Raw genomic sequence first — 15,264 nt, forward strand, 5'->3', positions numbered from 1 at the left:
TCTTCTATCTCTCTTTCCATATTCTCTTTTGCATCACCTATCGTTTTAGTAGGTTTATTATCCCCGATTGTATGGTTTTTGTCAATACTCACTTCTCATCTTTCTGATGCAGGATTTTCTCCAACTCCTCACACACCTCCGGGAAACCGCGCTGCAGGTCTTCTTTTTTCTCGCCACCCACATAATCGGAAAATAATTTTCCAAAGCAGAATGCTGCATCCGACGCATAATAATCCGGGATTTCCAGAACATCCTCAAGGACCGGACCTGCATTCCAGAATTTCTGCATCATGGTGCTGTCTTCCCGGTAACAGCCCGCCTTATACCCTGCGTACTCCCCAAAAGCCTGCAGGATCGCGTCTGCATCACAGAATTTTGCCTTTTTATAGCGCCGGTCGGTATCATGATGTACATAATAGATACCGGAAGAGGTGGATGGTGCTTCAAAATAGCTTTTTTTCTTATAAAACAAGAACTGCCAGCCATCCTCCACAAACTGGGAAAGCCAGCCGCGCGGAACCTCATACAGATAGTCCGTGATCAAGTCCTTATCCTCTGCATCGGGCCGCTCTGTCCCGATCACACGGATCTCATGGTTCTTTTCCTCCTGTCCGTTCTCCCCAAGAAACTTTAATTCCACATACTGGTTTCTTGCCATATGGCCATTGCTGAAAAAGAAATAGCGTTCCCCGTCAATGTCCCTCTGGCCACCGGTCTGCAGCCAGCCGCGTTCATCGAACCAGTACCATTCTCCCTCATAAAAGAGCCAGCCTGTGTGCAATGTGCCGTCTTCATCCCGGTAGGTCCAGTGGTGGTCCTTTCCATAGCTCCAGTTTTTCCCCCCGCTTCCCGGGGCATCCATTGCCCGGGAAGGAAACAGGGCACCGGCCGAAAGCGCCAAAACAGACACCAGGCATAGTGCGCCCTTCCGAAACCTATGGTTCATCGCGATCCCATCCTTTCTCCATATGCAGCAACGCGTTATTTCTTATAAACAAAAAGGAGGTGCGCTTTTTACAGCGTCACCCCCATTCGAGATCAGATTATGAGCAAGACGATAAGCCGGGTTATGTCGTTGAATGGTCATCTATCTAGACCAGATGTCACCACCTGGTTCAAGCAACCTACCCGAAAGCAGGCGGGCCGCCTTATGCTTTCTGTTCGGTCTTGCTTCGAGTGGGGTTTACATGTGCCCCGTCTGTTACCAGACGGGCGGTAGTCTCTTACACTGCCCTTCCACCCTTACCGGCAAAGCCGGCGGTATATTTCTGTTGCACTGTCCCTGGAGTCACCTCCGCCAGACGTTATCTGGCACCCTGCCCTGTGAAGCCCGGACTTTCCTCTCCCGCAGCCTTTCGTTTCTGCGGCAGCGACCATTTGTCTTACTCAATGTTCCCTATTCTACCATCATTCTGAAATACTGTCAACTATCTCCGGTCCATATCAGACTTTAAAACATCCTCCACCGATAAACTCGCGGATCAGGGAATTATGCGGGATCTCTTCGCTGCTGACACCAAGGAAATAATCCAGGAATTTTAAGAGGCGCTTGGCCTCCACATACTCCGCGCTGTCACGCGGAACGGAAAACAGCACCGGCTCCGCATACTGCTTCAATACTGCAAGCTCATAAACAAGGGCGGAATTGAACATCACATCTGCATCCTCCTGATATGGGAAAATATTATCCTCCTCTCCCTTTCTCACGGAAGGCCACATGCGGATGGTTGCCTGGGCCGAAGCCCCCCTGGTCCTCGCATCCCGCACGATCCGGCGGATCAGGCGCCCGTCTGTGGTCGGGATCCGGTTGTGCTCATCGATGTTTAACTGGGTCAGGGCACTGATATAGATCTTAAATTTGTTTTTCCTCGGCAGGGCGTAGGAAAGCTTTTCATTCAGGCAGTGGATTCCTTCGATCACCAGCACATCATCCGGTCCCAGCGTCAGGTAATCCCCATGATATTCCCGCTCACCCTTGATGAAATTATACTCTGGCAGCTCCACAGTCTTTCCTGCCAGAAGATCTGTCATATTCTGGTTAAACAGTGCGGTATCCAGACATTCCAGAACCTCATAATTGTAGTTGCCGTGTTCATCCTTCGGACTGTCCACGCGGTTTACAAAATAATTATCTACTGCAATCGGGTGAGGCTTTAGGCCCTTTGCCTTTAACTGGATGGAAAGCCTGTGGGAAAATGTGGTCTTTCCCGACGAAGATGGCCCGGCGATCATGACAAGCTTCGTATCCGGACGGACAGCGATCCGTTCAGCGATATCGCCAATCTTTTTCTCCATCAGCGCCTCCTGCATCAGGATCAGCTCGCTGATCTTTCCTTTGCAGATGACATCGTCCAGGGCTCCTACCGTCGGAACCTCCAGCTGTCTTCCCCAGCCCTCGGTCTCGCTTAACACCTCAGCCAGCTTTTCCCGGTCGTGGAATGGTGCCACATGTTCCGGGTCCTGCTGTTCCGGAAGCAGGAGCATGAAACCATCCCGGTACGTGATCAGGTCAAAGTACTTTAAATAACCGGTATTCTGCACCATATAGCCATAATAATAATCCTCAAAGCCGCCTATGCTGTACAGATTTACCCGGGATACCCGGCGGTAATGGAACAGGCGCTCCTTCTCATACATCCGGTGCTTATGAAAGATTTCAATGGCCTCGTCCGTGGTTACGTTCCGCTTCATGATCGGAAGCTTTGCCTCCACATATTCGGTCATCTTCGCTTTGATCCGGTCTACCAGCTCCTGGTCTTTGGCAAAGTCCCCGTCCGATTCAATAAAAAGGCCATTGGCAATGGCATACTCCACGGAGACCTTCCGGATGTGTTCTGCCCCTGCTACCTCATAAAACGCTTTTAAGAGGATCAGAAGCACACTGCGCTGGTAGGTCTGGATTCCCGGTCTATCCGCAGCCGTTAAAAATTCAATCTTTGTTCCTTCTTTTACTTTCTTATGAAGCTCCTGCAGCTTTCCATCTACCGTAGCCAACAGGATCTCATGAAAAAAACGGCACTGGAATTCTTCTGCCACTTCTTTTAAGAGTGTATCCTCCTGATACTGTTTTTCCTCTCCCAATACACACACGCGAACCATACGCACTCTCCTTTCAAACGATTCCATTCCATCACAGGCTACAGGAGTTATAAGGAATTTTCCCACCTATGCATTATATCAGATCACACGGGCCGGAAAATCCGGTGCTGCCTGGAGTACCTCTAGCGTACTGCCCGAAACATTTCTGATATAGTCAGCCATAAACGGGATAAAAATATGCTCCAGCCCATAATGGCCAGCATCCAGGATCGCCATTCCTGATGCCGCTGCATCGATCGCATCGTGATGCCCAATGTCCCCGGTGACCAGCACCTGGACCTTTTTTTCCAGTGCATAGCGGATCATGCTGCCTCCCGCACCCGGAGACACTGCCACGCGGCTGACCGGCTCCTTTACCGCATCGCTTCCGTACATGAGAAGAAACGGCAGGCCAAAGGCTGCTTTTACCTGGTCTGCAAACGCATCCAGCGGCACCGGCGCTTTCAGGCTTCCTGCTTTTCCGATCCCAACCGCTTCGCCGTTTACCTCACCAGTCACCTCAAGCGGTACCCCGTTCAGGATTTCCAGACGGTCCGCTGCCAGATCTGCCATACAGCCTGGCGCTGCATCAAAGTTTGTATGCATGGCAAAGTAAGAAATATCTGCCTGCAGCAGTGTCACGATCCGGCGGCTGATAAAATTCTCATCGTTTACCTGCTTTAACGGCCGGAAGACAAGCGGATGATGGGTAAGAAGAAAGTCTGCCTTCTCCTTTACCGCCTGCTCTACAACCCGGTCCGTGGCATCCAAAGCAACCAGCACCTTCTTAATTTCCTTATCTCCCCGGCCGGCCAGAAACCCTGGGTTATCCCAGTCACAGGCCAGCTCACGCGGGGCCAGCTTCTCCAGCTTTTCAATCAGCTCCCTGCAAAGCATAATACGCCTCCTTTGTCTCTTCCAGTTCCCTTAACAGCCTTCGGCCCGCTTTTTCGCACCATCTGTATTGCTTAATGACAAATGCTTTAAAAGCTCTTCGCCCTGGGACAGCTCCCGCTCAAGGAAGGCACGCAGGACGGGGTCCTTTTTTCGGATCAGGTCTGCACCGTATCGGTATTCGTACTCATGCGTATAGTGCATGCTTCCCGGGCTTACCTGTAAGATCACATAGTATTTTCCCTCATCGAAAAGCATCTGCTCCTCCAGAATAGAAAAGCCAAGCTCTTCCAGTCCGTGCCGGAACACAGAAAGCTCCGACTGCGGGGAGAGCACATAATGCTTTACACTGTTATACATATGTGCGCCATCCTTTAAAATGCGCAGCATCAGCTCTCCGCCCATCCCGGCGATGATCACGGTATCTGCCTCGCCCGGGGTTAATTCCTTTAAGCCGTCACTCAGCCGTACCTTGATCTGCCCTTCCATATGATATGCCTGAACGTGCTCACTGGCTCTGGCAAGCGGCCCTTTACGCACATCCATGGCAATGACCTGCTTTACGTTTCCACTCTCCACAAGACGGATCGGGACGAATCCATGATCCGTCCCCACATCTGCCACATATCCTTCTGTTACTGCTGCCGCCGTGGCGGCAATCCGTTCCAGTCTGTCTGATAATCGCATCTTACCATATCCTTTATTTCTATAGATTTTTAATCCAGATAATCCTTCAGCTTCCTGCTGCGGCTTGGATGGCGCAGCTTGCGCAATGCCTTCGCCTCGATCTGGCGGATCCGTTCCCGGGTCACATGAAACTGCTTTCCAACCTCCTCCAGGGTTCTCGGCTTGCCGTCATCCAGGCCAAAACGCAGGCGTAATACCTGCTGTTCCCGCTCCGTTAAGGTTTCCAGTGCTTCCATGAGCTGTTCATGGAGCAGGGTGAAGGTTGCCTCTTCCGCCGGGACAGCCACATGGTCATCCTGGATGAAATCACCCAGATGGCTGTCTTCCTCCTCTCCGATCGGGGTTTCTAACGATACCGGATCCTGGGAGATTTTCCGGATCTCCCGCACACGCTCTACCGGAATTTCCATTTTAGCGGCAATCTCCTCTGCGGTAGGCTCCCGGCCAAGCTCCTGTACAAGCTGCCTGGAGGTACGGATCAGGCGGTTGATGGTTTCTACCATATGTACCGGGATACGGATCGTTCTGGACTGGTCAGCGATCGCACGGGTGATCGCCTGCCGGATCCACCAGGTAGCATAGGTTGAAAATTTATAGCCCTTGCGGTAGTCAAATTTTTCCACAGCCTTGATCAATCCCAGATTTCCCTCCTGGATCAGATCCAGAAACTGCATGCCTCTTCCCACATACTTTTTCGCAATGCTGACCACCAGACGGAGATTTGCCTCTGCCAGACGTTTTTTCGCCGACTGGTCCCCTAATTCCATGCGCTTGGCCAGTTCAATCTCCTGGTCCGTTGTCAGAAGAGGGATCTTTCCGATCTCCTTTAGATACATGCGGACCGGATCCTCCACACTGACACCCTCCGGCACGGACAGATCCAGCTGGTTCAGCTCTGCTTCTTCCTCTTTCTCCGCTTCTTCATCCAAAAACAGATCTGGATCGATGTCATCCTCCTCATCTGTCCGGAGGACATCTACTTGGTTGCGGTCCAGAAAATCGTAAATACGGTCCAGCTTTTCCGGATCCAGGATCTCACCCTTGAAAAAATCGAGAATTTCCCGGTTCTCCAGTACATTCTTTTTCTTTCTGGCTTCCTCTAACAGTAATCCCAGCTTCTCTTCAAATGTCTGTGTACGTTCTTCCATATCTATCCGCCCTTTCTCAACTGCAGACCACCGGAAGGAAATGTTTCCGTCCGGTTCTTTCCCTAGTCAATGGATATCTGAAGCGTTTTCAGTGCTGCCTGCTGCCGGATGATTTCCTGGAGCTGTGCAATGTCTGTGGCGCTCCGGCTTGCCTCATCCAGGCTGTTTTTCTTTACTTTCAGCACTGTCTCAGAAAATGCTTTTCGCTGTTCTTCATTATTTAATGAATCCTGCAGACTGGCGTTAAACAAAGCCGCCACCTGCTTATACTGTTCTTCATCGTTGATAAAACGGTTCAGGATTCCCGCCGGATTCAGGCTTCCCTGCTTATGACCGTCAAAAACCATGCAGGCAACCTCGTGATACAGCGGTTCCCGAAAGTCCTCTGCGCTGATGATTCCCTCGATCTTTTCAAACAGCTGGGGACTCTCGATCAGCCAGGTCAGGAGGAGACGCTGGGATCTGCGGATCCCGTCATCCTTTTCCTTCTTCTTTTTGCGCTCCTGTGGATCCCTTCTATCCTCCTCATAGCGTTTTCCGGTAGCCGGTCCAAGCTGGCTGCCCAGACGGTTTACCAGCTGCGCAGGTCTTCATAAGGGATCATCTGGGCCTGTGCGACCGCCCTGATATAGTTGTCCCGTTCCAGCGCCTCATGAAACTCCAGAAGCTTTCTGGCTGTAGCATTGTAAAAACGGGTTTTCTGTTCCGGGTCCTCTAAGTCGTATTCCCGTTTTAATACGTCGATCTCGTAGAGGAAGCTGTTCTGGGCCGACGCGATCCGCTCCCGGAAAGCATCTGCACCAAGATTCTTTATAAATTCGTCCGGATCCTTATAGGGCTTTAAATTCAGTACCTTTGTGGAGATGCCGGCCTCCTTTAGGATCGGGATTGCACGGAGTGCAGCCTTTATGCCGGCTCCGTCACTGTCGTAGGTCAGGATAACGGTGTCCGTATAGCGCTTTAACAGCACGGCATGCTGGGTTGTAAAGGCAGTTCCTAACGATGCCACTGCATTGGTAAAGCCCGCCTGGTGCATAGCGATCACATCCATGTAGCCCTCACAGGCCAGCATATATTTTTCCCTGCTTGTGCGGGCATAATTCAGGCCATACAGATTCCGGCTCTTATCAAAAATCATCGTCTCCGGCGAGTTTAAGTACTTCGGGGTTCCATCGCCCAGCACGCGCCCGCCAAACCCGATCACACGGTTGTTGACATCCATGATCGGGAACATAACACGGTTCCAGAATTTATCGTAGGTCCCGCGTTCCTCCATAGTCACAAGGCCGCTGTCGCGCAGGATCTCATCGGTATAGCCCTTCGAGCGCAGATACTGGTACAGATCGTTGCTGGTCTTGTTGGAAAAGCCAAGTCCGAAGTGCCGGATGGTATCGTCGGATAATTCCCGCTTCCGGAAATAGTCATAGCCCAGCTTTCCCTGTGGCTGATGGAGCTGGTAATAAAAATAATTTGCCGCCAGCTTATTGATTTCAAGCAATGTCGAACGTTTATCCGCCTTCTCCCGCTCCTCTTTTGAATATTCCACCTCTGGCAAATGGATTCCGGCCCGGTCTGCCAGCACCTTTAATGCCTCCGAGAAGGAATAATTTTCATATTCCATAACAAACGTGATCGCATTGCCCCCGGCCCCACAGCCAAAACAATAATACATCTGCTTCTGTGGTGACACGGAAAACGAAGGGGATTTCTCGTTATGGAACGGACAAAGGCCAAAATAATTTGACCCTTTTTTCTGAAGCTTTACATATCCAGAGATCACATCTACAATATCATTTCTTGTCCGTACCTCTTCTACGACATCTTCCGGATAATACATGAAACTCTGCTCCTTTCGCCTTATCATGGTTATAACAGTAGCCTTTAATGCACCTTCCAGGATTTCGGGATGAACAACTCCTCAAATTTGTCGATGGAATAGCTGTCGCTCATGCCTGCGATATAATCACAGACCACCCGCTCCTTTGGTTCTCCCCGTTTCCGGATCATAAACAGGTATTCCTCAGGCAGCTCAGATGTGTGCTCCAGATAATACCGGTACAAAAATACCAGCAGCTGCTGGGCTCTTCCCTCCTCTGCTTTTGGAACCTTGTTTTCGTACACATTTTCAAACATCCATCCACGAAGTCCCTGCATCGCTTCCTCGATGGCGGGCGACATTTTAATTTCCGGAGCATCCATGCTCTGCAGGATGATATCATGTACCAGAAGATTCAGCCGCTCCCGCACGCTGTGTCCCAGGACATCGGTGTAGCGGGACGGAAGCTGGTCCTCGGTGAAGATTTTTGCCCGGATAGCATCGTCGATATCGTGGTTGATATACGCGATCTTGTCAGAAAGACGCACCACACATCCCTCCAGTGTAGAAGGATGGCCGCTGGTCCTGTGATTCTTGATGCCGTCCCGGACCTCTTTTGTAAGATTCAGCCCTTTTCCATCCTTTTCGAGCACCTCCACGACACGCACACTCTGAAGATAGTGGGCAAACCCATAGGGACAAAGCTCATCCAGGATCCGCTCTCCGGAGTGTCCAAAGGGCGTATGCCCCAGATCGTGTCCGAGGGCAATGGCTTCTGTCAGATCTTCGTTTAGCCGGAGTGCACGGGAAATGGTTCTTGCAATCTGCGCAACCTCCAGTGTATGAGTCAGGCGGGTCCGGTAATGGTCTCCCTCCGGTGCCAGAAACACCTGCGTTTTATGCTTTAATCTGCGAAAAGACTTACAGTGCAGGATCCGGTCGCGGTCACGCTGGTACGCTGTGCGGATGTCGCAAGGCTCTTCCTCGCGGTCACGCCCCAGTGTATCTCTGCTTAAAGCTGCATAGGGACTCAGATAATCTGCTTCCCAGGCTTCTCTCATCTCTCTGATATTCATAAAAGCATTTCCCCCTTTCCAGACTCACAATTATAATAAGTATAACATAATTTCCGAAATTTTCATACTATTTTCCGTTTCAGGGTATGCAAAAAGAGCGAAGAACCAATCGTCCTTCGCTCTGCTCGTGCAGAAGATGGGAGTCGAACCCACAAGGTATTGCTACCACACGGACCTGAACCGTGCGCGTCTGCCAATTCCGCCACTTCTGCGAACCATTGCCCCGATGAATTATTCACCGAACCAACATGTATATTATATCCAACCCATTCTGATTTGTCAACTGATTTTTTAATTTTTATAAAAATTTATTTTTCCGTGAAAACATGCAGAACTATGTGAATTTATTTTTCCCAATCAATCAGCAAATACATAGCCAGCGCTTTATAGCTTCTCGGAGCGTTCTTGTTTCACAGACCTTGATTTCTCATGAAATGAAAAAAGCGAAGAACCAATTGTTCTTCGCTCTGCTCATGCAGAAGATGGGAGTCGAACCCACAAGGTATTGCTACCACACGGACCTGAACCGTGCGCGTCTGCCAATTCCGCCACTTCTGCAAAACTCCCCGAGTAGGACTTGAACCTACGACAGCGCGGTTAACAGCCGCGTGCTCTACCGACTGAGCTATCGAGGAATGTTCCCGTACCCTCTTTTTAGAAGATACTGCGGGAGATGGGACTTGAACCCACACGACATAACTGCCACTAGATCCTTAGTCTAGCCTGTCTGCCAATTCCAGCACTCCCGCGAACGTTTAATACTATACCACAGTTCCCTGTTTCTGGCAAGCACTTTTTATCATTTTTTGTTTTTTATTTTTTCTTTTTATTTTTTGCCCTTTTTCATTTCATTTCTGCCCTTAAGTTTATCACTTTGGCATACACATTTTTATATTTGTCATCTTTTTCTATGCATTTTGTAGATTTTTTTACACAAACTCGATATAATTGAAGAGAGTTCACAACTTTTTAACGAATGAGGTGACTGTTTATGAAAAAGAAATTCGAGACCCCGCTCCAGGGTTATCTCCCCAGTATCGTAGCCTTCATTGTTGCAACTGTGCTTGGCATTGTTGTTTTTTCCGCAGTTTCCCAACGTGCTGTAGAATCACTGTCCCAGTCAAAGCTGATAACCAATGTTTCCAGGCAGAGCGTACATTTTGAGGATATTCTGGATGTCAACTACCAGTTTCTGGACGGGATCGCAGCACAGATTGGAAAGGACGGCGTACTTCTCTCCCAGGAAAACCGGGATATGCTTTTCTCCATCAAATCCACCACCTCCATCGATCACGTTGCACTGATCGAGCCGGACGGAACCGCGCACTATGAAAATGGGGATGTAAAAGACCTCTCCCACCGCAATTATTTTAAAGAAGGGATCAGTGGCCAGCGGATCTTAAGCGATCCGGTCCAAAGCAGTGTCGACCATGAGACCCGTGTGATCCTTGGCGTTCCGGTCCTGCATAACAGCTCTGTCATCGGGGTTTTAGGCACTTCCTATAATATTACCGCATTGAACCACTTAATGTTCGACGATCTGTTCGGAAGCCAGGGCTTTTGCATCATCATCGATGAACAGGGAAATATCATCACCCTGGACGGTAATGCCGATACACAGAAAATCACCTACACCGATAATTTCTTTGACTTTTACAGCAAATGGGATTTTCGCAGCAACGATTCTCTTCAAAAAATCCGCGACGCCTTCCAGTCCCAGTCTGAAGGCATTTTAAAGTTGATCCAGCCAGAGGACCCGACTTCCAGCCGCTATATTGCGTACACGCCACTCCACTTAAACAACTGGATGATGTGCTACGTCATTCCCGTATCCATTGCCAACCAAAGCTACGAATTCATCCACGATTATGAGCTTGCGTTGAATTGCTATTTCATGCTCCTGGTTCTTCTTCTGGTCTGCCGCATTGCCATGATCCATACCAGAGACCGGAGGGAGCTTGTATACTCCGCCCAGATCGATGGTCTGACTTCTCTTTATAATAAGGAACACACCCCGCCTGTCATCGATGCATTTCTCCGGACAGGCAGCCCGGATTCGCTCCACGCCTTTCTGATTCTCGATATCGACAAATTTAAGGATGTAAACGATACCTGGGGACACGCAGTCGGCGATGTGATCCTTCAGCGCGTAGGCGCATTTTTAAAAGCACAGTTCCGCGATGAGGACATCATCGGCCGTATCGGCGGTGATGAATTCGTGATCCTCATGAAAAACATCGGTTCCAAAGACATTGCCCTAAAGCGGGTAGAAGCCATGCTCGGCCAGATCCGCGCTGTAAAGCATGCAGAGATGGATAACCAGTCCATTACCTTCAGTGTCGGCCTTGCCTTTAGCCCGGAACAGGGCATCCGTTTCGATGAGCTCTACCGCAATGCAGACAAGGCACTTTACCAGACCAAGCGCGGCGGGCGCAATAACTACACTGTCTATGAAAAAGCCTGACGGCAAGCAGCGCAAAAAGGACCGGCAAACGCCGGTCCTCTCTTTATGTTCTTTTATAAAGCCTATTAAGCTAATTTAGCTTTTGCAAGCTCAGCCAGTTTTGCGAAGCCCTCAGCATCGTTGATAGCCATGTCAGACAGAACTTTACGGTTCATCTCAACACCAGCCAGCTTTAAGCCGTACATAAACTTGCTGTAGGACAGACCATTGATACGTGCTGCTGCGTTGATACGAGCGATCCACAGCTGACGGAACTGTCTCTTTCTCTGCTTACGGCCTGCGTAGGAGCTGGTCAGAGCTCTCATTACAGACTGCTTTGCTACTCTATACTGTTTAGAACGTGCTCCTCTGTAGCCTTTAGCCATTTTCAGCACTCTATTGTGTTTCTTCTTTGCGTTCATACCGCCTTTAATTCTTGCCATCGGTTTTTCCTCCTTCTTAATCTAATCAGTCTATTACAGATATGGTAAAATCTTCTTCATTACCTTTGCGTTGGTGGAATCGGTAACGATATCTTTTCTAAGATTTCTCTTTCTCTTGGTAGACTTCTTAGTTAAGATGTGAGATTTGTATGCTTTATTTCTTACCAGCTTACCGGTACCGGTCTTTTTGAAACGTTTTGCAGCTGCTCTGCTTGTTTTTAATTTAGGCATTATAACTTCCTCCTTAATTCTTTCTCTTTGCTTTTACTTCTTGGCAGTCAAAAACATAACCATGCTTCTTCCTTCCACTTTGGAAGGCTTGTCAATGGTTGCAATATCTTTTAAGCTCTCAGCAAAATCGTCCAGAATGTACTTGGACTTGGACATATGCGCCATCTCACGACCACGGAAACGTAAGGTAACTTTGACTTTATCTCCCTTTTCCAGGAATTTCCGTGCTGCGCCCGTTTTTGTGTTTAAGTCGTTGGTGTCAATATTCGGAGACAACCGCACTTCCTTAACCTCGATTACCTTCTGTTTTTTTCTAGCTTCTTTCTCTTTTCTTGCCAGTTCGTAACGATATTTACCGTAATCGATAATCTTACAAACCGGTGGCTTCGCCGTCGGAGCAATTTTTACAAGATCCAGTTCTGCGTCCTGAGCCAGCTTAAAGGCCTCTTTCGCAGACATGATTCCTAACTGCTCGCCGTCTGCACCAATCAATCGAACTTCTTTGTCTCTGATCTGTTCGTTAATCATTAACTCGCTAATAGTCGTGCACCCCCATCATAGAATTCTGCATGTTTGTTTTTCTGCATAAAAAAAGTAGATAGAATATTCTACCCACCCTCAAAAGCATCGCATAGGACGTTGTTGCCGCCGCATATACGCATTCTTTGCTATAAACCAGGGTCACTTACTCGTGCCGAGGTGAGGTGGATACCTACTTTCCTGTGTTGCTCTCACAACTTTTATCACTATACTATGAATCCCCGGAAAAGTCAAGCGTTTTTCCGGGGATTTTTCAAAATAAAATTTTAATTCTTCTCGAATGTAGTACAGAGTGTCTGCTCCGCCCTGCTTGCGCCGTCTCCCGCAATGCCGATATGCTCGGCTGCGCAGCGGTGATTTTCATTGTAAATGCACTGCACTGCCTCGCAGGAAACCTCCAGGCGGCTTTCCGGTGTCTTAAAGACATTTTTAAAGAGACCGCCTTTGTTTTCGTCGAAGCTTCCGCAGCAGGTCTGCTCTTTTTCTTTTGCATCATGGCCATCTACCATGATAGCCTGCTTACAGCAGCAGTTATCTGCATTGTGAAGACAGTTTGTTACGTTGCACTCTAATTTCGTCATGGAACCCATACCTCCTGTTTCTTATTTTAAATAATTCCACAGGACTAGTATGGACTTTTTCATTAAAAAAATACGTTGCTGCTCACACATCACGCAAACAACAACGTATTTTTTATTTCTGCACTAGCATTGTACCGGCATTATTTTTGTTCCAGTATTATTTCTGCTCTGGTTTTACTTCCACAGCACGTACTTCTCTGGAAGCAATTTCCTTTTTGATGTCTTCAATGAAGCTCTCTAAGGACTTCTGTCCCTCATCGCCTTTGAAACGGCTGCGGACAGATACAACGCCCTCTTCCTCTTCCTTCTGGCCTACGACCAGCATGTACGGAATCTTGTTCTTCTGTGCTTCGCGAATCTTGTAGCCGATCTTCTCGGAACGGGTATCTACCTCGGTGCGGATATCAGCAGCATCCAGGGCAGCCTTTACCTTCTCTGCATAATCCATGTACTTATCAGAGATCGGCAGTACCTTTACCTGTACCGGAGCCAGCCAGGTCGGGAATGCACCTGCGAAATGCTCGATCAGGATACCGATGAAACGCTCGATAGAACCGAATGCTACACGGTGGATCATGATCGGACGATGTTTCTCGCCGTCTGCACCAATGTACTCCAGCTCAAAGCGCTGCGGAAGCTGGAAGTCAAGCTGGATGGTACCGCACTGCCAGGTTCTTCCGATCGCATCTACCAGGTGGAAGTCGATCTTCGGGCCGTAGAATGCGCCGTCACCTTCATTTACCACATAATCCAGGCCCATCTCATCCAGGGCATTTCTCAGACCGTCTGTAGCCATCTCCCAGTCTTCGTCACTTCCCATGCTGTCTTCCGGACGGGTAGAAAGCTCTACATGATATTTGAAACCGAACAGTTTATATACGCTGTCGATCAGCTGTGCAACGCCCTTGATCTCGTCCTTGATCTGCTCCGGAGTCATGAAGATGTGTGCATCGTCCTGAGTAAAGCAGCGTACACGCATCAGGCCGTGAAGCTGGCCAGATTTCTCATGACGGTGAACCAGTCCAAGCTCGCCCATACGGAGCGGAAGATCACGGTAAGAACGCGGCTCAGATGCATAAACCAGAACGCCGCCCGGGCAGTTCATCGGTTTGATCGCATAATCCTGGTCATCGATAACAGTTGTGTACATGTTATCCTTATAATGATCCCAGTGACCAGAGGTCTCCCACAGGCTTCTGTTTAAGATGACCGGAGTGGAAATCTCTACATAACCAGCCTTCTTGTGGATCTCTCTCCAATACTCTAACAGAGTGTTCTTTAATACCATGCCCTTCGGTAAGAAGAACGGGAAGCCAGGACCAGCCTCGTGCATCATGAACAGGCCAAGCTCTTTGCCCAGTTTTCTGTGGTCACGTTTCTTTGCTTCCTCGATCATGGTTAAGTATGCTTCCAGCTCTTCCTTCTTTGCAAATGCGGTAGCGTAGATACGGGTCAGCATCTTGTTGTGCTCGTTTCCTCTCCAGTATGCACCGGCAATGCTGGTCAGCTTGTAAGCCTTTCCGACCTCTTTGGTGTTCATTAAGTGCGGGCCTGCGCAAAGATCGGTAAACTCACCCTGCTTGTAGAAGCTGATCTCTTCGCCTTCCGGAAGATCCTCGATCAGTTCAACTTTGTACGGCTCCTCTTTCTCTTTCATGAGCGCCAGTGCCTCTTCTCTCGGAAGAGTGAAACGCTCCAGCGGAAGTGCCTCTTTGATGATCTTTTTCATCTCAGCTTCGATCTTTTCGAGATCTTCTGCAGTGATCGGGGTCTCAAAATCGATGTCGTAGTAAAAACCATCTGCGATAGACGGACCGATTGCCAGCTTTGCGCTCGGATACAGTCTCTTGATCGCCTGGGCCATAACATGGCTTGCGGTGTGACGAAGTGCTGCAAGTCCTGCTTCATCCTTTGCAGTCAGGATATTCAGCTCGCAGTCCTTGTCGATAACGGTACGCAGATCTTCGGTCTCGCCGTTTACCTCGCCGACACATGCAACACGTGCCAGTCCTTCGCTGATGTCACGGGCAATATCGATAATGGACATAGCCTGTGCATACTCTTTTTTGCTTCCATCTTTTAATGTGATGATCATGCTTTTTTCCTCCTGGTATTTTTTTCTTATGATACAAGGGACGATAAGTTTTGGCAAGCGATGCAAAAGCTTTTTGCATCCTGAAATAAAAAAGCCCCTTGCCTGATGTGTTTTCACACACCGGACAAGGGACGATAATTCATTTATCGCGGTTCCACCCTGTTTGCTGCCTGAATGTAAATTCACACAGCCGCTTCATTCTGATGGTAACGGAATCACCGGATCCGATTAA

The 15,264-nt window shown here is 49.0% G+C and carries 12 protein-coding genes, 4 tRNA genes, 1 other RNA gene and 1 pseudogene; 1 reads left to right on the forward strand and 17 read right to left on the reverse strand.

Features of this window, described 5'->3' with window-relative positions:
• Positions 1-88: 88 nt before the first annotated feature.
• The 12 genes and pseudogenes from DXA97_RS02115 to DXA97_RS02170 form a co-directional block, all read right to left on the reverse strand.
• Positions 89-946, reverse strand: a complete 858-nt coding sequence (locus DXA97_RS02115; protein ID WP_118725772.1) for a hypothetical protein — start codon at positions 944-946, stop codon at positions 89-91.
• Positions 947-1,042: 96 nt separating this feature from the next.
• Positions 1,043-1,389: RNase P RNA component class A (gene rnpB / locus DXA97_RS02120), an RNA gene on the reverse strand.
• Positions 1,390-1,443: 54 nt separating this feature from the next.
• On the reverse strand, positions 1,444-3,099 hold the full coding sequence (locus DXA97_RS02125; protein WP_118718427.1) for a nucleoside kinase: 1,656 nt from the start codon (positions 3,097-3,099) through the stop codon (positions 1,444-1,446).
• Positions 3,100-3,177: 78 nt separating this feature from the next.
• Positions 3,178-3,975, reverse strand: a complete 798-nt coding sequence (locus DXA97_RS02130; RefSeq protein ID WP_118718428.1) for a Nif3-like dinuclear metal center hexameric protein — start codon at positions 3,973-3,975, stop codon at positions 3,178-3,180.
• 30 nt (positions 3,976-4,005) lie between these two features.
• Positions 4,006-4,659: a class I SAM-dependent methyltransferase gene (locus DXA97_RS02135; RefSeq protein ID WP_243107519.1), complete on the reverse strand. Its 654-nt coding sequence runs from the start codon at positions 4,657-4,659 to the stop codon at positions 4,006-4,008.
• A 29-nt stretch (positions 4,660-4,688) separates the two neighbouring features.
• Positions 4,689-5,807 carry an RNA polymerase sigma factor RpoD gene (gene rpoD, locus DXA97_RS02140; RefSeq protein WP_118718429.1) on the reverse strand — a complete coding sequence of 373 codons (1,119 nt, stop codon included), beginning with the start codon at positions 5,805-5,807 and terminating at the stop codon, positions 4,689-4,691.
• A gap of 62 nt (positions 5,808-5,869) precedes the next feature.
• Positions 5,870-7,644, reverse strand: a pseudogene (dnaG, locus tag DXA97_RS02145) (DNA primase).
• Between the two features lie 44 nt (positions 7,645-7,688).
• A complete protein-coding gene (locus tag DXA97_RS02150) occupies positions 7,689-8,699 on the reverse strand; it encodes a deoxyguanosinetriphosphate triphosphohydrolase (RefSeq protein WP_118718430.1) in 1,011 nt (336 codons plus the stop codon).
• Between the two features lie 128 nt (positions 8,700-8,827).
• Positions 8,828-8,911: transfer RNA gene (locus tag DXA97_RS02155), tRNA-Leu, on the reverse strand.
• Between the two features lie 262 nt (positions 8,912-9,173).
• A tRNA-Leu gene (locus DXA97_RS02160) sits at positions 9,174-9,257 on the reverse strand.
• A 4-nt stretch (positions 9,258-9,261) separates the two neighbouring features.
• Positions 9,262-9,334: transfer RNA gene (locus DXA97_RS02165), tRNA-Asn, on the reverse strand.
• Positions 9,335-9,364: 30 nt separating this feature from the next.
• Positions 9,365-9,448 (reverse strand) — tRNA-Leu (locus tag DXA97_RS02170).
• Positions 9,449-9,690: 242 nt separating this feature from the next.
• Between DXA97_RS02170 and DXA97_RS02175 the strand changes: the two genes are divergently transcribed.
• Positions 9,691-11,163 (forward strand): sensor domain-containing diguanylate cyclase, encoded by a 1,473-nt coding sequence (locus DXA97_RS02175; protein ID WP_118718431.1) that lies wholly within the window; start codon positions 9,691-9,693, stop codon positions 11,161-11,163.
• A 65-nt stretch (positions 11,164-11,228) separates the two neighbouring features.
• Here the strand turns inward: DXA97_RS02175 and rplT are convergent, their stop codons facing one another.
• From rplT to thrS, 5 genes are all read right to left on the reverse strand, one after another.
• Positions 11,229-11,585 (reverse strand): 50S ribosomal protein L20, encoded by a 357-nt coding sequence (rplT, locus tag DXA97_RS02180; protein WP_118529968.1) that lies wholly within the window; start codon positions 11,583-11,585, stop codon positions 11,229-11,231.
• 33 nt (positions 11,586-11,618) lie between these two features.
• Positions 11,619-11,816: a 50S ribosomal protein L35 gene (rpmI, locus tag DXA97_RS02185; RefSeq protein WP_118543375.1), complete on the reverse strand. Its 198-nt coding sequence runs from the start codon at positions 11,814-11,816 to the stop codon at positions 11,619-11,621.
• Positions 11,817-11,849: 33 nt separating this feature from the next.
• Positions 11,850-12,344, reverse strand: a complete 495-nt coding sequence (gene infC, locus DXA97_RS02190; protein ID WP_118543374.1) for a translation initiation factor IF-3 — start codon at positions 12,342-12,344, stop codon at positions 11,850-11,852.
• A gap of 278 nt (positions 12,345-12,622) precedes the next feature.
• Positions 12,623-12,937, reverse strand: a complete 315-nt coding sequence (locus DXA97_RS02195) for a DUF1540 domain-containing protein (RefSeq protein WP_118543373.1) — start codon at positions 12,935-12,937, stop codon at positions 12,623-12,625.
• A gap of 157 nt (positions 12,938-13,094) precedes the next feature.
• A complete protein-coding gene (thrS, locus tag DXA97_RS02200) occupies positions 13,095-15,032 on the reverse strand; it encodes a threonine--tRNA ligase (protein ID WP_118718432.1) in 1,938 nt (645 codons plus the stop codon).
• Between the last annotated feature and the right edge of the window lie 232 nt (positions 15,033-15,264).

The organism is Clostridium sp. OF09-36 (assembly GCF_003481985.1).
Lineage (GTDB): Bacteria > Bacillota > Clostridia > Lachnospirales > Lachnospiraceae > Brotaphodocola.